The organism is Jatrophihabitans sp., assembly GCF_036388195.1.
Taxonomy (GTDB): Bacteria; Actinomycetota; Actinomycetes; order Mycobacteriales; family Jatrophihabitantaceae; genus Jatrophihabitans_A.
This window is the reverse complement of record NZ_DASVSG010000065.1, coordinates 18,971-38,901: the sequence shown is the minus strand read 5'-3', so window position 1 is coordinate 38,901 and position 19,931 is coordinate 18,971. Positions and strand designations below refer to the sequence as shown.

General features: G+C 72.0%; 15 protein-coding genes. 4 read left to right on the top strand and 11 right to left on the bottom strand.

Annotated elements, in window-relative coordinates; translation table 11 throughout:
- The 8 genes from VF612_RS06800 to VF612_RS06765 all read right to left on the bottom strand — a co-directional run bounded on the left by VF612_RS06800 (window position 1) and on the right by VF612_RS06765 (window position 12,728).
- A complete protein-coding gene (locus tag VF612_RS06800) occupies window positions 1-5,829 on the bottom strand; it encodes an amino acid adenylation domain-containing protein (RefSeq protein ID WP_408659095.1) in 5,829 nt (1,942 codons plus the stop codon).
- 57 nt (window positions 5,830-5,886) lie between these two features.
- Window positions 5,887-6,111, bottom strand: a complete 225-nt coding sequence (locus tag VF612_RS06795) for an MbtH family protein (RefSeq protein ID WP_408659094.1) — start codon at window positions 6,109-6,111, stop codon at window positions 5,887-5,889.
- 139 nt (window positions 6,112-6,250) lie between these two features.
- Entirely contained in the window at window positions 6,251-7,897 is a 1,647-nt protein-coding gene (locus VF612_RS06790; RefSeq protein WP_408659093.1) for a class I adenylate-forming enzyme family protein, read from the bottom strand.
- A 4-nt stretch (window positions 7,898-7,901) separates the two neighbouring features.
- Window positions 7,902-8,666 carry an ABC transporter permease gene (locus tag VF612_RS06785; RefSeq protein ID WP_408659092.1) on the bottom strand — a complete coding sequence of 255 codons (765 nt, stop codon included), beginning with the start codon at window positions 8,664-8,666 and terminating at the stop codon, window positions 7,902-7,904.
- Window positions 8,667-8,736: 70 nt separating this feature from the next.
- Window positions 8,737-9,717, bottom strand: coding sequence for an ATP-binding cassette domain-containing protein (locus tag VF612_RS06780; protein WP_408659091.1), 981 nt, complete (start codon window positions 9,715-9,717; stop codon window positions 8,737-8,739).
- 187 nt (window positions 9,718-9,904) lie between these two features.
- A complete protein-coding gene (locus VF612_RS06775; RefSeq protein WP_408659090.1) occupies window positions 9,905-10,783 on the bottom strand; it encodes an alpha/beta fold hydrolase in 879 nt (292 codons plus the stop codon).
- Between the two features lie 76 nt (window positions 10,784-10,859).
- On the bottom strand, window positions 10,860-11,552 hold the full coding sequence (locus VF612_RS06770) for a polysaccharide deacetylase family protein (protein WP_408659089.1): 693 nt from the start codon (window positions 11,550-11,552) through the stop codon (window positions 10,860-10,862).
- A gap of 24 nt (window positions 11,553-11,576) precedes the next feature.
- Complete coding sequence (locus VF612_RS06765) at window positions 11,577-12,728, bottom strand: glycosyltransferase (protein ID WP_408659088.1); 1,152 nt, start codon at window positions 12,726-12,728, stop codon at window positions 11,577-11,579.
- 17 nt (window positions 12,729-12,745) lie between these two features.
- Here VF612_RS06765 and VF612_RS06760 point away from each other — a divergent pair, with 17 nt between their 5' ends.
- Genes VF612_RS06760 through VF612_RS06750 form a run of 3 tightly spaced genes read left to right on the top strand, consistent with a single transcriptional unit; the run spans window position 12,746 to window position 14,899 of the window.
- A complete protein-coding gene (locus VF612_RS06760) occupies window positions 12,746-13,699 on the top strand; it encodes a 3-oxoacyl-[acyl-carrier-protein] synthase III C-terminal domain-containing protein (RefSeq protein WP_408659087.1) in 954 nt (317 codons plus the stop codon).
- A 36-nt stretch (window positions 13,700-13,735) separates the two neighbouring features.
- The gene (locus tag VF612_RS06755; RefSeq protein WP_408659086.1) at window positions 13,736-14,017 is read left to right on the top strand and encodes a phosphopantetheine-binding protein; all 282 of its coding nucleotides are present in this window, start codon (window positions 13,736-13,738) and stop codon (window positions 14,015-14,017) included.
- A 6-nt stretch (window positions 14,018-14,023) separates the two neighbouring features.
- Complete coding sequence (locus VF612_RS06750) at window positions 14,024-14,899, top strand: 2-hydroxy-acid oxidase (RefSeq protein ID WP_408659085.1); 876 nt, start codon at window positions 14,024-14,026, stop codon at window positions 14,897-14,899.
- A gap of 79 nt (window positions 14,900-14,978) precedes the next feature.
- Here VF612_RS06750 and VF612_RS06745 read toward each other — a convergent pair whose 3' ends face one another.
- A complete protein-coding gene (locus tag VF612_RS06745) occupies window positions 14,979-16,001 on the bottom strand; it encodes a methyltransferase (protein ID WP_408659084.1) in 1,023 nt (340 codons plus the stop codon).
- A gap of 171 nt (window positions 16,002-16,172) precedes the next feature.
- Here VF612_RS06745 and VF612_RS06740 point away from each other — a divergent pair, with 171 nt between their 5' ends.
- Complete coding sequence (locus VF612_RS06740) at window positions 16,173-17,036, top strand: TauD/TfdA dioxygenase family protein (protein ID WP_408659083.1); 864 nt, start codon at window positions 16,173-16,175, stop codon at window positions 17,034-17,036.
- A 217-nt stretch (window positions 17,037-17,253) separates the two neighbouring features.
- Here VF612_RS06740 and VF612_RS06735 read toward each other — a convergent pair whose 3' ends face one another.
- Together VF612_RS06735 and VF612_RS06730 are read right to left on the bottom strand one after the other, a co-directional pair.
- Window positions 17,254-18,429: a cytochrome P450 gene (locus VF612_RS06735; protein WP_408659082.1), complete on the bottom strand. Its 1,176-nt coding sequence runs from the start codon at window positions 18,427-18,429 to the stop codon at window positions 17,254-17,256.
- Window positions 18,430-18,535: 106 nt separating this feature from the next.
- Complete coding sequence (locus tag VF612_RS06730; protein ID WP_408659081.1) at window positions 18,536-19,912, bottom strand: condensation domain-containing protein; 1,377 nt, start codon at window positions 19,910-19,912, stop codon at window positions 18,536-18,538.
- Window positions 19,913-19,931 lie beyond the last annotated feature (19 nt).

Sequence of the window (19,931 nt, the reverse complement as noted above, 5' to 3'; positions counted from 1 at the left end):
TCAGCCTCTCTGCTTCTGGGTCGGCGACTTCTGGGTCGGCGACTTCTGGTCGGCGACCACCACGCGCAGCTCCGCGCTGTAGCGCCGGCCCTGCGCGTCGGCCAGCCAGGCCTGGTCCGGGGTGGGCAGCATCTCCACGACCGTAAGGGTGGCCTCGGGGCCGGCGTCGCGGCGGGACCGGCGCAGCGCGCGCGAGATCAGGTCGATCGAGGCCAGGCTGGTGAGGTCGGCATAGACCGGCTTGCGCTCGCCGGTGGTCCGCAGGAACACGTGCCGGGGCAGGCCATGACCGGTTGCCCAGGCGCGGGCCTGGGCGTAGCGCACCTGTTCATTGGCGGTGTCGGCGAACGGCGGCTCGGTCGCCGGGAAAGTCCAGCTCTCGCGGCCGATCACCAGGTCGTCGATGGCGATCCGGGGCGAGTGCGCGCCGCGGGGCACCGGATGGAACGTCTGCACCAGCACCGCGGTGAGCAGGTCGCCGACCACCTCCAGCAGGCCCAGCTCGATCGAGCCGTCCCGGCGGCGGACCCGCAGCCCGGACGGCGAGTCGATCACCTCGCAGTCGCCGAGGGTCAGGATGGCACGCGGGTCGTAGCCGCACGAGTCGTGCGCGAAGACCAGCCGCAGATCGCCCTCGGAGGCCAGGATGTTGGACAGCCGGGAGCTGACCCCGCCCTCCTCGGCGGTCTCGGCGATGAACACCGCCCTGCCGCCCAGGTCGTGGCGCATCGCCGCCCGGATGGCGTCGGGGTCGGAGTGGAACTCCAGCCAGGTGGCATAGCGGGTGGTGACGATGCTCGGGTGGATCTCGCCGAGCACCCAGCTGAACCGGCCGCCCGCGGCCGCGTCCGGGCCGGCGATCATCAGGTCGGGACTGTGGTGGACGGCCATCGGCCAGACCCGGGGCTGGGGCGGGAACGCAGCCGCCACCGCCGCGCGCAGGTCCGCCGAGTGCCGCTGGACCCGGCGCTGGCCCGCAGACTCGTCAACCGGTAACTGCAGGATCGTCGCCCAGCGCTGTTGCAACCCGCGCACCGCCGGCTCGATCAGCTGCAACGGCTGCTCGAACAGCGCGTCGTTGGCCAGCAGCCAGAAGTCGGCGAACCCCACGGAGGCGGTACCCAGGGCGGCCGACCGCTCGTGGAAGATCTCGGAGAACCTACGGGCGTACAGGGCGCCACAGACCGCGGTGAACCACCGGGCGCTGTCGAGCACCAGCCCCAGCGCGTCCCGCGCCCCGTCGAGGACGTCCGCGCCGAACCGGACGGTGTCGGCGCGCAGGCACTCCTCGTAGACCAGGGTCCGCCCGGCGTACAGGGCGCCGGCCCGGCGGGTCGGCGCGACCTTGGCGAACCGGGTGAAGGTGGTCTCCAACTCGGCCATCGCGGTCACCACCCGTTCCGGGTCGCCGGCGGCCGCGGCGAGGGCGTCCCGGCTGGCGGTCAGCGCATCCAGCGCGGCCTCGGCCGGGGCCCGGACGCTCGGGTCGGTCACCCGGGCCAGCACCGCGCGCATCGAGCGCTCGGGCCGGATGTCCTGCGGCGCCACGTCGACCTGCCAGACCACCCGGTGGCTCTCGGCCAGCCGGGCCAGCACCGTGAACACGTCGGCGACCTCGTCGAGCCCGGCCGCGGGGTCGGCGAGCACCACGTCCGCGACCTCGTTCGCGGTACGGATCCCGTCGCAGGCGTGCAGCACCGCCGCCTCGGCCGGGGACAGCGGCACCGGCGGCGCCAGCGGCAGCCGCAGCAGGCTGCCCTCGACCGCCAGGAAGGGCATCCGGCGCGGCACCAGCCAGGGCCGCAGCGCCTCGGCGTGCTCGGCCATGATGGCGCGGACGGACCAGCCCTCCAGGTAGGTGATCCGCTCGCGCACCAGGCCGGCCGAGGGATCGTGCTCGATCCTGATCCCGGCGCCGTCGTCGAACTCGGACAGGCCCACCGGCCCGAAGAACCCGATGGTGTCGTTCTTGGCGCAGTAGCGCTGCAGGTAGCTGGCCACCAGCGCCTCGTGCTGCCGGTGCTTGGTATTGCGGATGGCGGGCTCCGGACCGCGCCGGACCAGCGCGTCGATGCCGGTCGACAGGGCGTGCCGGTTCTGCCAGGCCACCGCCTCGCGCAGCGCGGGCAGGCTGGCCGCCTCGTGCAGCGCGATCCCGAGCCGCCGGACGGCCGCGGAGAACTCGGCGGTGTAGGCCGCCTCCGCCCGCTCCAGCTCGGCGGCGTCGGTCTGGGCCCCGGTCCTGGCTGCTATGGCGGCGTCGGCCGCGTCGGCGAGCGCCGGGTCACCCAGCGCGCTCAGCAGGTCGAGCGGAAAGCCCGCCGCACGCAGGCACAGGTTGCGCCACAGCGCCCAGTCCTCGGTCATCGGCACCAGATGCGGCGCCAGCCCGGCGGGGCGGCCGGCGTCGGACGGCGGCGCCTCACGCCGGAACGCGCTCCGGTCCCGGCGGGCGATTCCGCTGGTCGCGGGGGCAGCGGCCGGTGGCGCGGGGGCCGTGGTCGCAGTCGCCGTGGTCGCAGTGGTCGTGGTCGCAGTGCCCGCCCCGTTCGAGGCATCCACCGGGCCGGCAGCTGCCTCGTCCCGCACCCGGAATTCGGCCCGGGACCGCCGGCCGATGGCGCCCGGCGCAGCCGCCGGCCGGACGGCGGCCACGGCGTCCCCGGCAGGCCGGTCCGGAGCGTCGCCGCCGACGGCCACCTCCCGGACGGCGGCATCGATGGCGGTGGCGCACGCCGACAGCGACGGCGCTGCGTAGAAGGAGCCCATCGGCAGCTCCGCGCCGAACACCTCCCTGATCCGGAACATCAGCCGGGCCGCGGACAGCGAATTGCCGCCGAGGGCGAAGAAGTTGTCGTCGCGGCCGATGTCCTGGACCTCCAGCAGCAGCTGCCAGACCTCGGCCAGCCGACGCTCGGTCTCGCTCCGGGCCGGGCTCGCCGGCCTGCCCGACTCCCGTTCCGGCGCGGGCAGCGCCGCCCGGTCGACCTTGCCGTTGGCATTCAGCGGAAAGCGTTCGAGCACCGCGAAGCCGGCCGGCACCAGGTACTCCGGCAGCCGGTAGGCCAGGAAGTCCCGCAGCAGCGCCGGTCGCAGGGTGCTGGGGTCCACGCCGTCGGCCGGGGTCACGTACCCGGCCAGGTGCCGCCCGGCGCCGTCGCCCCGGGTGACCACGACCGCCTCGCGGACCCCGGGGAAGGAGCGCAGCACCGCCTCGACCTCGCCGGGCTCCACCCGGAAGCCGCGCACCTTGACCTGGTCATCGACCCGCCCGAGGAACTCCAGCACCCCGTCGGCACGCCAGCGCGCGAGGTCGCCGGTGCGGTACAGCCGGGCGCCGTGCCCGTCCGGGTCAGGTACGAAGGCACGTGCGGTCGCCGCGGCGTTCCCCCGGTAGCCACGAGCCAGGCCGTCGCCGCCGGTGTACAGCTCGCCGACCACCCCGATCGGCGTCGGGCGCAGGTTCTCGTCCAGGATCTGCACTGCTGTGTGCTGGATCGGCCGGCCGATCGGCACCGTCGCGCCCACCTGCGCCGGGTCGGTCATCACGTGGCAGGTGGTGAAGGTGGTGTTCTCCGTCGGGCCATAGCCGTTGACCAGTGGCTTGCCGTTCCGCACGCCGAGCGCGAGGCGGACCGCGTCGGGATTGAGGACGTCGCCGCCGGCCAGCAGCTGGCCGATGCCGGCCAGCGCGCCGGCGTCGAGCTCGACCAGCTGGTGGAACAGCCCGGCCGTGAGCCAGGCGACGCTCACGTCGGACGTCCGCAGCAGCGAGGCGATCTCGGGCAGGCCGAGCGGCGGGGGTGGCGCGACCACGAGCGTGGCGCCGGTCAGCAGCGCGCCCCAGATCTCCAGGGTGGACGCGTCGAAGGCCACCGGTGCCAGCTGCAGCACCCGCTGGCCAGGGCCGAGGGTGGCGAACGTGGGCCCGCTGACCAGCCGGACCACGGCCCGGTGCGGCACCGCGACGCCCTTGGGCACGCCGGTCGATCCGGAGGTGAAGCTCAGATAGGCCAGGCTCTCCGGATGCGCGAGGTCCGCGGGCAGCGGGTCACCCTTCCCGGACGCCAGCTCGGCCAGCTGGACGACCTCCACACCCTCGACCTCCGGCAGCGGGGCCTGGCCGGCGACCACCACCAGCCGGGCGCCGGCCAGCATGGTGGCCACCCGGGCCGACGGGCTGCTCGGATCGATCGGCAGGTAGGCGCCGCCGGCCTTGAGCACGCCCAGCAGGGTGGCGATCAGGTCGGCGCTCCGCGGCAGCGCCACCGCGACCGGGGTGTCCAGGCTCACCCCGCGGTCCCGCAGCCCCCAGGCGAGCTCGGTGCTGCGCCGGTCCAGCTCGGCATAGGTCCAGGAGCCCTCCGGCGCCTCCAGCGCCGGCGCGTCCGGCCGGCTGGCAACCTGGGCGGCGAACAACCCGGGCACCGTGGCAGCGCGGGGGTAGTCGGCGTCGGTGTGGTTCCACCGCGCCAGCTGCTCGGCCTCGGCATCGGCCACGGCGCCGGCGGCCAGCGCCAGGTCGGCCAGCGGCCGCGACGGCGCGGTGGCGAACTCGATCAGGGTGGACCGCAGCTGGGCCAGCATCCGCTCGGCGGAGCCGTCGGCGAAGCGCTCGCCGTCCCAGACCATCCCGAGGTGCAGCTCGGGCTCGGAGTAGCCGCAGATGGTCAGCGGATAGGACGGCAGCCGGTCCACCCGGGCAGCCACCGGCCCGGCCGGCCCGGTGTCCAGCCCGGTCTGCAGCCGGCACCGGTCGAACATCATCAGGTTGTCGACCAGCGCGGTGTCCACCGCCAGCCCGGCCCAGCTCAGGATCGAGGCCATCGGGGTGCGCTGGTGCTCCCGGATCGCGGTGATGTCGGAGTCCACCGCGGCCAGCAGCTCGGCCACCGACCACCGGGGGTCGATGCGCACCCGCAGCGGCACCGTGTTGATCATCAGCCCCATCACCTGGTCGGCATCCGGGATGCTGGCGTGCCGGCAGGACCGGGTCACCGCCAGCACGATGTCCTCGACACCGCCGTACCGGGCGCGCAGCAACGCCCACGCCGCGGTGAGCATGCAGCTGGAGCTCAGGCCGAGCTGCCGGCCGGTCTCGGCGATGCGGTCGGACTCGGCGCGCGAGAGCACCGTCTCCAGCTTTCTCGGCTCGGCCGGGGCATTCGGGCGGACGCCGAGGTAGCCGGGCAGCGCGCGCGGCAGCACGGCGTCGGCAAGGTAGGAGGTCCAGAACTGCTCCGCGCCGGGCTGGTCAGCCATCTGCCACCACCTGACGAACTCCGAGAACGGCGGGCGCGGCGGCGGCGCCGCGGCCTGCCCGGCCAACCCCGCGGCGTAGGCCCGGGACAGCTCCTCGACCAGCAGTCGCATCGATCGCCCGTCGAGCAGCGCGTGATGAAAGGTGATCACGGCGCGGTGCGCGACAACCTGGCCGGCCACCGGCCGGCACAGGATGCTCAACCGGATCAGCGGCGGCCGGGCCGGGTCGAAGGGCTCGCGCCGGTCCGCGCGCAGGAAGGCCTCGAACTCCGGATCTGCGCCGGTGACCGGTGCGGCCGGCAGCTGGGGCCAGCGGATGTCGACCGGGCCGGCCGGGTCGACGACCTGGATAAGCCCGTGCTCGTCGTGCAGCGCGAAGCCGGTGCGCAGCACGGGGTTGCGCCGGACCACCTCCCGCCAGGCGGCTTCGAAGGGCTCGGCCCGCAGCGGCTCGGCCCAGTCCAGGGTGATCTGCAGGACGTCCACGCCGTCGCCGGGCTGGCGCAGGGTGCTCAGCAGCATCCCGTGCTGGGCAGGCAGCGCCGGGTACCACTCTGGTGACTGCATCGTGACGGCCGCATTCGAACCCGCCGCAGTCATACCGCTAATACCGTCGCGAACAAGTCAGCTCGTGCCGGTGCGCTCGTGGTCACGAATCCAGTTACGCAGCGACAACGGGCGCATATCGGTCCAGTGCTCGTCGATGTGGGCCAGGCAGTCGTCCTCGCTGCCGGTGAAGCCGTCGCGGGTCCAGCCGTCCGGGACTTCGCGGTGCGCAGGCCAGATCGAGTACTGCTCCTCAGAATTGATCACGACCGCATACACCCGGGCGCTGTCCGTATCAGCCATCAGTCCACTCCGGCACGGCATAGAGCGGCTGCGCCGCGAATTACAGGAGGTGTCGACGCCGAGCGGTCCGGCGCGCCGAGCGAGAATGTCACGGCCGGCGTGTGGGCGCAAGGCCGAAGCCGGGGCCGAGGCCGGGTCATCAGCCCGCGCCGGTGCCGGCCAGCAACTGCTGGCGCATCAGGAACTTGCGGACCTTGCCGGTCGGTCCCATCACCACCCCGTCGTCGGGGATCGTCATCACCCGCTGCAGCGTCCGGGCCACCGGCTCGCCGAGCGCGGCGCGGACCTGGGGCTCGCGCTCCAGCGCCGGATCGGCATGCTCGGCGAGCACCAGCAGCACCTGGGTGACGACGCTGCCGTCGTCCTCGCGCGCGGCGATCACGCTGCAGTCGCGGACGTCGGCGCAGTGCTTGAGGATGCGCTCCTCCGACAGCGCGGTGTAGAGCCAGTCGCCGTCGGTCAGCTCGAGCGCGTCGCTGGCGCGGTCGACGTGGTAGTAGTAGCCCTCGGCGTCGCGGTAGAGCAGGTCACCGGTCAGGTAGTAGCCGTTCAGCCTGGTGCGGAAGGTGTTGACCGAGTCGTTCCAGTACCCCAGCGCCAGGGTCGGGGACTTGAGGCCGAGGTGGCCGACCTGGCCGTCCGGGACCTCGGCGCCGGTCTCGACGTCCAGCAGTGCCACCTCGGCGAACGGATAGGGCTTGCCGACGCACCGGTCGTAGCGGTCGCTGCCCAGCCGGTGGGTCATGTAGAACGCGGCGTGGCCCATCTCGGTCGAGCCGAGGGTGTCGATGAACTTCGAGCCGGGGACGGTGACCACGCCCTCGCCGCGGCGGAAGATCTGGTGGCTGCCGGCGGCCACCAGCCGGCGGATGTGCGACTCGTGCGCGCAGTCGCCGGTGGAGGACCAGTTGCGCACCGAGCTGAGGTCCCGGGCGCCCAGGTCGTAGCGGGCCAGCTCCGACCAGGTCACGGCGAAGCCGAACACCCCGGTCGGGCGCCAGCGCTCGATGGCGTCGAGGACCGCCTCGCCGCTGCGCTGGAACTGCCCGCCCTGCGCGCTCAGGCACAGCAGCTGGTAGCTGTTGCACAGCGCCTGGTTCATGGTGATGATGCCGGCGGTGTGCGCGGCCGGCAGCGCCGACAGCTCCCGCACCTCGCCGTACGGGCGCGCCTCGGTGAGCCGGACCGCCCGCACCGCGGCGAACAGCCCGTGGTGGGAGTGCACGATCGCGGCCGGGGTGCGGGTGGTGCCGGAGGAGTGCGTGATCGCGATCGGGTCCTGCGCGTGGTGCCGGTAGTGCGGCGGCGCCAGCCGCGGGTCGCCGGTGCCGGTCTCGCTGGCATCGCCGAGGATGGGCACGCCCAGGTCGTGCTCGCGCAGCGCCGCGTGGTCGGCGTCGGTGACCACCCCGACGCCCCGGAGCCGGCGGATGAATTCGGCCGCGACCTCGATCGGCATGCTGCCGTTGAGCAGCGCCGGGATCGCGCCCAGCCAGGTCAGGGCGAAGTAGTTCAGGAACACGTCGGCCGCCGAGGTCACGTAGACCGCGACCGGATCCCGCCGGCCGATCCCGCGCCGGCTGAACCAGTGCGCCCGGGCGGCGGCCCGCTCGGTGAGCATGGCCAGCGACAGCGGCGTCCACGCTGCGATGCCGTCGACGTCGCGGTCGAAGCTCACCCGGGGCAGGTCCGGATCGGCCCCGTGCTCGGCCAGCCGGAGCAGCACGTTGCCCGCCCCGACCTGCTCGTCCTGGGTCAGGATCGCCCGGAGGTTCGTCGGATCCACCGGCTCAGGCGATCTTGCGGTTGAACAGCTTCGAGGACAGCACCACGCTGATCGCGGCCAGCGCGGTGATGATCAGCGCGCCCTGCCAGACCACGTCGTCGCCGGGGTGCCCGGTGAACAGCGCCCGGATGCCGTCGGTGGCCCAGGCGAAGGGATTGCCCAGGGCGACGATCTGGATCCACAGCGGGGCCAGCGAGAGCGGGATCAGCACACCTGCCAGCAGCGAGATCGGCTGGCTCGTGGTCTGCACCATCATGCCGAGGGTGTTCTGATCCCGCACCATCAGCGCGAGGTCGTAGGAGATCGAGGTGGCCATCAGGGCCATCATCGCCAGCATTCCGTAGGCGGCCAGCAAGGCCAGCGGCTGCACCCGCAGGCCCAACGGAATCGCCGCGAGGGTGATGATGACGCCCTGGGAGAGGATCAGCGTCACGTGCATCAGCGCCCGGCCGAGCAGCAGCCCGATCCGGCTGATCGGGGTGACCCGGCACCGCTCGATGATGCCGGCGCGGATCGCCTGGAGCAGGCCGTAGCCGGCGAACAGGCCACCGAACAGGCCCATCGCCACCAGCAGGCCGGGCACGTAGATCCGGTACGCGGCGGCGTAGCTGTCGGCTCCCTGACCTGCCAGGGTGGTCTTGAGGAACGGGGCGAACAGCACCAGGTAACTGATCGGCTGCGCCAGGCTGAACAGGATCATGGTCTTGCTGCGCAGCAGCAGGCTGGACTCCTGCTGGTAGATCAGCCAGGTGTCACGGAGAAGTTTCACTGCCGCCCTCTTTCAGCTCTCTCATCAGTCGATTCCGCGCGGTGCTGGGTGATCCCCGGCGCAAGCCCGGTCATTCCTCGAGCGAGCGGCCGGTCTTGGCCAGGAACACATCGTCCAGGCTGGGCCGGCGCGCCTCGACGGAGCCGGGGTCGATGCCGTTGTCCAGCAAGGTGCGCATCAGGTGCGGGATCGCGGTCGCGCTGCTGTCGACGTACATCCGGATCGTCCCGTCGATCACCTCGGTGCTGCTGACGTAGGGCTCCTCACCCAGCAGTTTCTCCGCCTCCATCACGAGGTTCGGGTCCACCACCCCGGCCGTGTCGGCAGCGGCCATGTCGAGCACGACCACATCGCCGGAGATCTCCCGCTTGAGCGCCGTCGGGGTTCCCTCGGCCACGATCAGGCCGCCGTCGATGATCGAGATGCGGTCGCACAGCGCGTCGGCCTCGTCCAGGTAGTGCGTGGTCAGGAAGATCGTCATGCCCTCGTCGCGCAGCCGGCGCACCTCCTGCCACATCCGGGCGCGGCTCGGTGGGTCGAGCCCGGCGGTCGGCTCGTCCAGGAACATCACCTTGGGCGAGTGGATGACGCCGAGCGCGATGTCGAGCCGCCGCCGCTGGCCGCCGGAGTAGGTCTTGATCTCGCGGTCGGCGAAGTCGCCGAGCTGGAAGGCCTTGACGGCCGCCTCGCACAGGGTCAGCGCGGTGGACTTCGGCAGGCCGTGCATCCGCGCCTGGAGCACCAGTTCGCGCCGGGCGTTGGACTGCTCGTAGGTGCCGCTGGCCTGGCCGACGTAGCCGATGTTGTTGCGCACCTTGGCCGGGTCCCGCAGCAGGTCGGCGCCGGCGATGCGGGCCTCGCCGCCGTCGGGACGCAGCAGCGTGGACAGCATCCGCAGGGTGGTCGACTTGCCCGCGCCGTTGGGGCCGAGGAAGCCGAAGATCTCGCCGCGCTCGACGGCGAAGTCGACGCCGCGCACCGCCTCGACGGTGGTCGCCTTGCGGCCGTGTCCGCGCTGGTACGTCTTGCGCAGGCCAGTGGCCTCGATCATCGAGCCTCCTCGTGCTTCGACGGGCCGACGACCGGGTCGGGCACCAGGCGAGGTTACCCCAGTGCAGTCACCGGACAAGGGCAGTTGCCAGAACGAAACCAGCGGGGTGGGCATCGCAGCGAGGAGCGGAGCGAAGTGACAAACCAGCCGCAAGCGCACATCCGGTCGAGCGCGGCGAGGGTGTGCGCTAGCCAGCCGGCACGGCGGAGCGGGCCAGCCGCTCGGTCACCGCAGGCCCGATCACCGAGAGCGGCTGCGGCAACAGCAGGTACCGGTGCAGGCAGTCCACCTCGACCACCTCGATCGGTCGCTTGATGAAGGGCTGCCAGTCCGCCAGCTTCTGCTCCAACGGACGTGCCATCCGGGTCGCGGAGAAGAACAGCACCGGGCAGTCGACCTGGTCCATCCGGTAGCCCCGCGCCACTGCGACGTTGTTGCGGATCACCCGCAGCAGCGCGCGGGTGCGCCACTCGTCCCACTCGTCGAGGCCCAGGCCCGGCCGGCGCCGGACGAGTTCGAGCAGCTTCTCCTCGGGGTCGGGCTCGTCGGCGACCAGCGCCGGGTCGTAGCCGAACTCGTCGAGCACGAAGTTGTACAGCAGCCACGCGTTGCGGTCGTGGGAGGTCAGCGAGTCCGGGATGGTCGGGGACGCGTCCAGGATCGCCAGCAGGCCGACCTCGGCGCCGCGCCGCTCCAGTTCCTCGGCGACGGCGAAGGCGATATTGCCCCCCAGCGACCAGCCGAGCAGGTGATAGGGCCCGTCGGGCTGGGTCATCCGGATCTGGTCGGCGTAATCACGGGCCATCTCGCCCATGCTGGCCGGCAGCGGCTCGGGCCGGCGGAGGCCCCGCGGCTGCAGGCCATAGACCGGGTGCTGTTCGCCGACGTGCGGCAGCAGCGCGCGGTAGCACCAGCTCAGGCCGACGATCGGGTGGGCGCAGAACAGCGGCAAGCCGGTGCCGCCGACCCGCAGCGGCAGCACCAGGTCCAGGACACCGCCGGCCGCCCGCACCGTGGCGCGTTTCTGCCGCGCCCACTGGAAATCCTCGGCGGACGGCGCGATCACGCCCGACACACTAACACCGCGGCGCTGGCCGGCAGGGCGCGAACTACCCACCCGTCGCCCGGCCATGACAGGACCGTCAGTCAGCCACCGGCACCGGGTCGGGCAGGCCCACCAGCGAGAACCCGGCGGCCCGTAACCGCTGCAGCAGCAGCGCGGTGATGTCGACGGCCCGCAGATCCAGATCAGCCTCGGTGAGGCCGTCGGCGGAGAATTCGCTGTACGGGGCGAAGTCGTGCAGCAGGACGATCCCACCACCGGACCGCTGCAGGGCCCCGACGATGGCATCGACACAGTCGGCGATCGTCGGGGGCGGCTGCTCGGGATCGCCGGTGTTCCGGCGGTAGGTGATGTTCCAGTCCCGGCCGTGGGCGTGCCAGCCGACCGGGCCGGCATAGCCGGGCACCGGTATGTCGGCCATCCCGTAGGGCGGCCGGTACCAGATATTGGCGCCCAGATAGCCCTGCCCCAGGTGGTGCTCGACGCGGCGCCGGCAGCTGTCCAGCTGGTCCTGAGCCAGCTGGACGGAGCTGAACGGCCGGTGGTCCTCGCCGTGCAGCCCGATGGTGTGCCCGCACTCGGCATAGGCGCGCAGCACCGGGCCGTAGCGCTCGATGCTCTCGCCCAGCACGAAGAAGGTCGCGGGCACGCCCTCGTCGCGCAGCAGCCGCGCGAGCCCGGCGGACGCGGGCCCGGGACCGTCGTCGAAGGTGAGCGCGACGCAGCCCGGTGCGATCGCCGGCGTGCCGGACAGCAGGGTGGGCTCGTCCATCAACGGCAGCGTAGCGCGCTTGGGTCAGCCGCCGGCCGCCAACGCCGCGAGCTCGGCCACCGCGGCGGCGCCGCCACCGGCCGCGGTGAAGGACTCGGCGACCCGGCGCGCGGCGGCCCGGTATGCCGGCTCGGTGAGCACCGCGGTCACCGCGCTGGTGAGGTCGGCGGCGCTCGCCGAGGAGAACGAGACGGCGATGCCGGCGCCGGCCCCGGCCACCTGCGCCGCCACCGCCGGCTGATCGTGGCGGATCGGCGCCACCACCAGCGGCACGCCCTGAGCCAGCGCCTCGGTGACGGTGCCCATCCCGCCGTGGCAGACCACCGCATCGAGCTCGGGAAGCAGTTCCAGCATCGGCACCCGGGTGGCGGTCAGCAACCAGTCGGGCGGATCGGGCACCGCCCCGGCGGGCGCGACGAGCACCGGCTGCACCTGGGCGGCCAGCGGAGCGAGCGCTGCGAGCATCCGCGCGTAGAAGTCGCGGGCCAGGTGTTCGGCCAGGGTGCCCACCGTGATCAGCACGTGCCGGCGGCCGGAATCCCAGTCCTGCCAGGCAAAGGCGGGATCGTTCGGGCGCTTCCCCAGCACCGGGCCGACCAGCCTGCACTGCGGCGGCAACGGTGCCGTCCCGACCAGCGCCGAGCTGGTCAGGGCGAGCACCAGGTACGGCGAGAACCGCAGGTCGATCGCCGGGTCCACCGGCAGGCCGGCCTTCGCCCAGATCCGGGCCAGCTGCTCGGCGACCCATTCCTGGTGGCCGGGCAGTTCCCAGCTGGGCGGGGTCAGCTCCATCGCGCCGGTGCACAGGCTGGCCCACCGCACCCCGCGCCGGTGCGCTGCCAGCCCGGCGGCCACCGCGTACTGGTCCACCACGACGACATCGGGCCGGTACTCGGCCACCGCGGCGTCGGCCGGGTCGAGGATGAACCGGTTCAACGGGATCAGGTAGCCGGTCCAGAGCGTCCGGGCGGCCTCCAGCCCGCGGCCGGTGTCCTGGCGGTAATAGCGTTTGCCCGTCGGGTAGATCTCGGCATTCGGGCCCACCAGCGGCCGCAGATCGGTCTCGGCCCCGCACCAGGCGACGTGATGACCGCTCGCGGCCAGCGCCTGGCCGAGCGCCAGCGCGGCATTGAGGTGACCGGTGAGCGGAAGCGGCACGATGAGGAAGCGAGCCACGCCGGTATCCTGCCACGGTGACCGCCCTGGACGCCGTCGCGGCCTACCAGCCGGCCGCCCGGCTCACCGTCGAAGACGTCGCCGAGACGCTCGGGCTGACCGAGATGGAGGTCAAGCTGTTCCGGCGGTTCCACGGCCTGGGCGCGGTCTGCGTGGACCCCTCGATCTCGCTGACCGATCTGCTGCTGGGCGCGGCCGCCGCGCTGGAGCCGTTGCGCGGGCAGGAACATCGGGTCCGCTACGTGCTCTGGGCCCGGGCGTTCCCGACGGTGGCGCCCCATCCGCTCAACCCGCTGGCCGAGGTCTGCCGCCTGCTCGGCCTGGAGCACGCGCTGGCCTTCGCGGTCACCCAGCAGTCCTGCGCCAGCTCGTTGCTCGCGATCGACCTGGCGGGCCGGCTGCTGGCCGCCGACGCTGCGGCCGGTACTGCCGACCCCGATGCCGCCGAACCACTCGCGCTGGTGCTCACCGGGGAGAAGGCGTTCACCCGCGATGCCCAGCTGCTGCCCGGGATGTCGCTGTTCAGCGAGGGATCCTCGGCCTGTCTGGTCAGCGCCACCGGCGCCCGGGACCGGCTGCTGGCCTACGCCTGCTCGCAGCGCGGCGAGTTCGACACGGCGGGCGGGGTGTCGGCCGAGGAGTTCCAGCGGCAGTACCGGCCGCTGCTGGCGGAGGTGATCCACCAGGCGTTGGCCGAGGCGGGCCTGACGCTGGCCGACCTGCGGCTGATCCTGCCGCACAACGTCAACCTGGTCACCTGGCAGCGGATGTGCCGGTTGCTGGGTTTTCCAGTGGACAAAGTGCTGTTGGACAACATCGCCGGCAACGGGCACGTATTCTGCGCGGACGCATTCCTCAACTACCAGACCGCCTGCCAGCGAGGGATGCTGCAGACCGGTGATCGTTATCTGGTCGCGTCGGTGGGCGCCGGCCATGGCGCCACTTTCGCCGCCATGGTGTTCGAACACTGACTACAGTTCGGGCACCGAGTACCTAGGAGAGGCAACATGGCATTACCCGAGACCGGCGTGGACCCTGAGGTCCGGCAGCGGGTGGTCCAGGCCACCACCGACACGCTGGCCGTGCTGCTCGAACGCGACGAGCCGGTGACCGAGGGCATGCGCCTGATGGACGAGCTCATGGTCAGCTCGCTGCTCGGGCTGGAGCTGCTGCTGCGGCTGGAGGAACAGCTCGACATCCAGATCGACGTCGAGCTGATGGACCAGGACCAGATCCACACCGTCGGAGACCTGGCGACGTTCGTCGCCGGCCACCACCGCCCGGCCTAGACCCGGGTGTCCGTTCCCGGCGCGCCGGCGGTTGGCCCGCTGGGCCCGCGGCTGGTCCGGGCCGAGCGCCGGACGTTCGCCGGGCCGGCCGGTTTCCTCGCCGATGCCGGCAACCGCGCCGCGGTCGGCGCCTACCTCTCCGACCTGGTCCGGGCCTATCCGGCCGAGGGCGAGGAGGCTTTGCCGGTGCCGGTATCGCCGGAGCAGGGGCAGTCCTACGGCGAGATGGCCGAGGCGCTGATCGGCGCGCTGGTGCCCGCCGATCAGCCGGTGGGCCTGCTGGTGCTGGCGTACTCGGTCCATGACCTGCAGCCCGGCCGGGCCACCGCGACCTATCTGAGCCACGTCTGCCCGGGCGCTCCGATGTCCTTCGCGATCTCCGACCAGGGCTCGGCGGCGGCCTTCAGCGCCCTGCGCATCGTCCGGGACTATCCCGCTGCCGGCGGGGGCGGCCGGTCGCTGGTGATCGTGCTGGAGCAGGCCGCGCTGCCCTACGGCGACGGCACGGGGCTGCCGGCGCAGCACCGCGGGGTCGCCCTGCTGTTCGAGGGCGGCCTGAACGACCCGGCGCAGCGGACGGCGCGGCTGGCGGGTCTCGTCCAGCGCCCGAATCTGGCAGCCTCCGTGGTCGCCAGGCAGGCGAAGGCAGACCTCGCCGAGCTGGCAGGCGGCCATCCTGAGGGGCGGCTGGTGGTGAGCCGGGCGCTGGCCGCCGTGTGGCCCGGCCATCCCGGCGACGCGGTCGGGCCCCCGGACCAGCCCACCACCGGACTCTGGTGGCAGGTGCTGGACGAGCTGGACGCCGGAACCGGCCTGCTGGTGGCCGCCGACTACGACCCGGAGCTGGGCTGCCTCTGCCTGGCCGCGTTCGAACTCAGCTGACCCGTCGGCGAACCGGGCAGCTCGACCGTCCCAGCCGCGGACAGCGCTCAACCGCGGGCAGAGCTCAACCGCAAGCGGATCAGGCCGCTCCGAACTCCAGCAGCGTGAGCCCGCCCGTCCCGGAATAGGTCTTGCGCAGCGCCAGATCGGCTTCGGCGGCCAGCGCGACGAAATCGTCCACGCCACGTTCCCGGCCGCCGACCGACACCAGCATGGTCAGGTCATAGGGCGACAGGTGCGGCACCCACGGCTCGGTCGGCAGCACCTCGACGACCAGCACCCGGCCGGTGCTCCCGGCCGCCTCGGCGCAGCGGCGCAGGATCGCGGCAGCGTGCCGGTCGCTCCAGTCGGTCAGCGCGCGGGACACCACGTAGACGTCCGCGCCGGACGGCAGCGGGCTGAAGAAGTCGCCCACCACGCCCTCGGCCCGGTCGGCCACACCCCGGTCGGCGAACCTGCCCGCCGCCGTCGCCACCGGCTCCGCCCGGTCGATCAGGGTGCCGCGCAGGTGCGGATGGGCTGCCAGCAGCTCGGCCAGCAACCCGCCCGAGCCGCCGCCCACGTCGGTGACGGAGCCGACCTCGTGCCAGGGGTAGAGCGCGGCCACCTCGGGCGCGGTGAACAGCTGCTGGCTCAGCATCAGCTCGTCGAAGTAGGCCCGCATCGCCGGCCGGGCGTCCAGGTCGGCCCAGTAGTCGCGGCCGTGCACGGTGGCGTAGCTCGGCTCGCCGGTCCGGATGGCGTGCGGCAGGCCGATCAGGGCCAGGTCGGTGCGGGTGCCGAGGCTGTCCATGTCGAGGTACGCGCCCCGGCCGCCACCGCTGCGGTCACACAGCAGCTCGCCGACGTCGGTCAGCGCGAACACCTCCGGCGAGACCTCGTCGAAGACGCCCTTGTGGACCAGGTAGCGCAGCAGCCGGGCGAGCGCGCCTGGATCGGCCTCGCAGACCTTGGCCAGCTCGTCGAGCTGGCGCACGCCGGCCGCGATCTGGTCCGGAATGCGCAGGGTGACCGCGGTACGCACCGCGAACGGCGTCGCCAGATCCACCAGCTGGTCGAGGCGGACGTGCGCGTTCTTACTGTTCGGGTCGTCAACCGCCATGGAAACTAAAGCCTTTCAGGTTCGCCTAAGCCCCAACGGCGGTAGCCGGGCACCGGCGGATTCTGTCAAGGCGCCTGCGAGGCAGTCAAGGCGCTGGTGGCCGGCTGCCGGACCTGAAAGGATGCGCTGGGCGCAGACACCACTGCCGCGCCGCGTCGGGAAGGAAGCAACGTGACCACATCGATCGAGCCTGAGGTCCGGCTGGTGACCGGAGCGCTGGGCGCCGAGATCTTCGGCGTCGACCTCAACACGCTGACCGACGAGGGCTTCGACCGCATCCGCCGGCTGCTGCTGGACCACCAGGTGGTCTTCCTCAAGGGGCAGACGGACCTGACCCCCGAGGCACACATCGCGCTGGGCCGGCGCTTCGGCGAGGTCGAGCTGCACCCGTACCTGCCCCGGCTCGAGGGCTATCCCGAGATCGTGATCATCGACTCCGAGGACGGCGGCCGGGTCGACGTCTGGCACACCGACATGACCTTCCACCAGAGCCCGCCGCAGTTCTCCCTGCTGCAGCTGCTGCAGGTTCCGGCGACCGGCGGCGACACCATGTTCACCAACCAGTACCTGGTGTACGAGGAGCTGTCCGCGCCGCTGCGCGACTTCCTGGACGGGCTGACCGCGATCCACGTGATCCGGATCGGCAACGAGTTCACCAGCCGGGCCGAGCACCCGGTGGTGCGGGTGCATCCGGAGACCGGCCGCCGCTCGCTCTATGTCAACCGGCTGTTCACCTCGCACATCCCGCAGCTGACCCGCAACGAGAGCGACGCGATCCTGGAGTACCTGTTCCGGTTCTCCGAGGGCCCGCAGTTCACCTGCCGCTACCGCTGGCAGCCCGGTGACATGGCGATCTGGGACAACCGGGTCACCCAGCACTACGCGGTCAACGACTACCGCGACATCCGCATCGGCCAGCGGGTCACCGTGCTGGGCGATCACCCGACCGGCGACGAGCCGCGGTGGCCGCACTACCAGGCCGCGGCCGGGCAGCGTTACTGGCCGGATCGGGTCAACGCGGTCGACAACTACTGAGCTGCCCCCTGGGGCGCTCCCCTAGGTAACCCTGCTACGTGGATGATGGATCACGTAGCCGAGCCATCGCGGTGGACTCGGAAGTGGGCCTCGGGACTTCCTGCCGGACGACAGGGCCCGAGGCCTCGCGCTTGTGAGTGCTAGTTCACGGCGATCGTGTTCGGGTCGGCCGAACGAGCTCTCAGCCGGAAGCTGTACTCCGTGGTTCTACCAGGGTCTACCAGGTGACCGGGAACGAGGCGATGCCGCAGTTGATCCGGTCGTGTCGCCAGGGCAGCTCGTCCAGCGGGATCGCCGGCGCCAGGTTCGGCAGCCGCCGTAGCAGGGTGGCCAGCGACAGCTCGATCTGCATCTTGCCCAGGGCGGCGCCCAGGCAGTAGTGCGGGCCGAAGCCGAAGGTCAGGTGCGGTGAGCCCGGCACCCGCTCGATGTCGAAGACATTGGGGTCGGGGTAGATCCGCCCGTCGCGGTTGCCGAACCACGGCAGGGCCATCACCGAGTCGCCGGCCCGGATGGTCTCGCCGCCGAGCTCGATGTCACCGGCCATCACCACCACCCGGAACATCGCGCTCACCGTGGTGTAGCGCAGGATCTCATCGGTCGCCGAGGCCGCCAGCTTCTCGGGCTCGGCCCGCAGCTTGTCCAACTGCTCCGGATGCTGGAACAGCGCGCGCAGCCCGGTGCTGGTGGAGTTGATCTCGATGCCGCCGACCAGCACCCCCACGGCCAGCTCGACCAGCTCCTCATCGGTCAGCGCGCTGGACTGCTGCTCGCCGAGCCAGATCGAGAGCAGGTCGTCGGCCGGCGCCGCGCGCTTGGCCACCAGCTGCTCGCCCAGGTAGTCCCGCAGCGCCTGCTGGGAGTCCACCGCCTGGGCCAGGCCGTAGGAGACCACCGAGTTGATGCCTTCCAGCCAGCCGTAGAATCGGTGGTGGTCCGAGGCCGGGATGCCGAGCACGTCGCACACGACCAGCATCGGCAGCGGCGCCACCAGCCCGCTGACCAGGTCCGCGGGCTTGCCGCCGGCGATCATCGCGTCGACCAGCTGGTCCACCAGCCGCTGCACCCGCGGCCGGTAGGAGTCCATCCGCCGGGCGGTGAACGCCCGGCTGGCCACCCGGCGCACGCAGGCGTGCGGCGCGCCGTCCATCACCAGCGAGCGCGGGGCGTCGGCGCCAGGCGCCGCGGTCTCACCCGAGATCAGCCGGGAGAAGCGCGGATCGGCCAGCACCGTGCAGCAGTCCTCATAGCCGAGCACCAGCCAGCACGGCCGGCCGTCGGGCAGGATCACCCGGGTGACCGAGTCCGTCTCGACCATCTGCAGGAGTTCTTCGTCGAGGTCGCCGGTGAAGGGCTGGAACGGGTACTGCCGCAGCTCGGAGGCGACGGTCATCGTCTATGTACCTACTTAAGGCTTGTCGTGACGGGGTTCTGAGGTGGGATCGGGGTAAGCCTGCGGTACGGCGCAGTCACCCGTCAATATGCTGGGATTGGCGGGCTCATCCGCACCCGGCCGGCGCATCCGGGTCGAAGGCCGCCTCGATGGCCACCTGCTCCACACCGTGGGCGAAGTTCTCGATCTGCTCCTCGGTGAAGCAGCCCATGTCGAAGATCAGCTGCAGGTGGACGGTGTCTCCGTGGTCCTCGACGGTGATGAAGGCCTGCTCGTGCAGGTGGTCCAGGGTGCCGTCCCAGGAGAACCAGGTCTCGGGCAGCTTCTGGATGATCTGGTCCATGGTGACCTCGGCGGTGCGCGCCTGCTCGTCGACCATCCGCCGGGTGGTCATCCGCCGGTCGTTGATCCGGCAGCTCACCTGCGCCTGGTAACCGCGCTCGGCGTCCAGCCGGGCCATCAGCTCGGTGAGCCGCTCCGGGTCGTAGTAGGCGTGCATGCCGCCGGCCAGCAGGGCCCGCCGGCCCCGTGCCACCACCTCGTCCACGGTGGCGCCGGCGAGGTCGACGGTGACGAGGGAGTTCTGGGCGATCGGAGCGATGACCTCGGCCAGCCCCGGCCGGAACCGGTTGCTGGAGATGACCTTGGCGGTCAGCGTGCTGTGGCCCACGGCTCGCCCGAGCGCGGTCGCCATGATGGCGAAGAGCACCCGCGAGGTGTCCATCCCGGTCCGGCGGGCGATGGACAGCACCGCCAGGTGGGCGGCGGGCGAGCTGAAGCGGGAATGCCAGAAGCGCTTGCCCTGCCGGCCGTCGACATGGATCGTCTCACCGAAGGTCCGGGGCGGGATGTCGCGCAGGTTCGACTCCCAGTAGTGCAGGGACCGGTCGTTGGCCTTGAGCGCCTGCGGCGTCCGCTCCCGCTCGACGAGGTCCAGCAGGTGCATGCCGCCGCCGACCAGCTCGCCGGTGGTGAACTCCGACATCAGCAGGGTGATCGCCGTGCCGTCGATGACCAGGTGGTTGTAGCAGGGCACCTGGTAGATCGCCTCGCCGTCGTACCGAACCACCCCGAACCGGATGGGCAGGTCGCGGTAGTGGTCGAAGGGTGTCATCAACCAGTCCAGCCAGAGCTGGTCGATGTACTTGCCGACTTCGTCAGGGTCGTCGTCGGCGCCGAAGTCCATCACCTCGACGGCGATCTCGCCGGAGCCCACCACCACCTGGCTGTCCTTGCCTTGGGCGTCGGTGTCCAGCCGGACCCGCAGCGCCGGGTGCCGGCTGACCAGGCTGTTCAGCCGCGCTGCCAGGCTCTCGACGGTGGCGCCTTCGGCCACCGCCTGGGCGCCGCTGGCGTTGAGGGAGAACCCGGTCTCCCGGATGTCCTGCAGCACCGCCTTCTGCCCCCAGGTCAGCGGCGCCGCGCCCGCAACCGTCGAGGAGAACGGCAGGGCGACTCGGCTCTCGACTGGCTGCACGGACATGGACGTATCAGAGCAAGGC

Excerpts from the sequence above, each read along its gene's own strand:
- VF612_RS06800 (WP_408659095.1), bottom strand. The coding sequence starts at position 5,829 with ATGCAGTCACCAGAGTGGTACCCGGCGCTGCCTGCCCAGCACGGGATG.
- VF612_RS06795 (WP_408659094.1), bottom strand. The coding sequence starts at position 6,111 with ATGGCTGATACGGACAGCGCCCGGGTGTATGCGGTCGTGATCAATTCT.
- VF612_RS06780 (WP_408659091.1), bottom strand. The coding sequence starts at position 9,717 with ATGATCGAGGCCACTGGCCTGCGCAAGACGTACCAGCGCGGACACGGC.
- VF612_RS06770 (WP_408659089.1), bottom strand. The coding sequence starts at position 11,552 with ATGGACGAGCCCACCCTGCTGTCCGGCACGCCGGCGATCGCACCGGGC.
- VF612_RS06755 (WP_408659086.1), top strand. The coding sequence starts at position 13,736 with ATGGCATTACCCGAGACCGGCGTGGACCCTGAGGTCCGGCAGCGGGTG.
- VF612_RS06745 (WP_408659084.1), bottom strand. The coding sequence starts at position 16,001 with ATGGCGGTTGACGACCCGAACAGTAAGAACGCGCACGTCCGCCTCGAC.
- VF612_RS06735 (WP_408659082.1), bottom strand. The coding sequence starts at position 18,429 with ATGACCGTCGCCTCCGAGCTGCGGCAGTACCCGTTCCAGCCCTTCACC.
- VF612_RS06730 (WP_408659081.1), bottom strand. The coding sequence starts at position 19,912 with ATGTCCGTGCAGCCAGTCGAGAGCCGAGTCGCCCTGCCGTTCTCCTCG.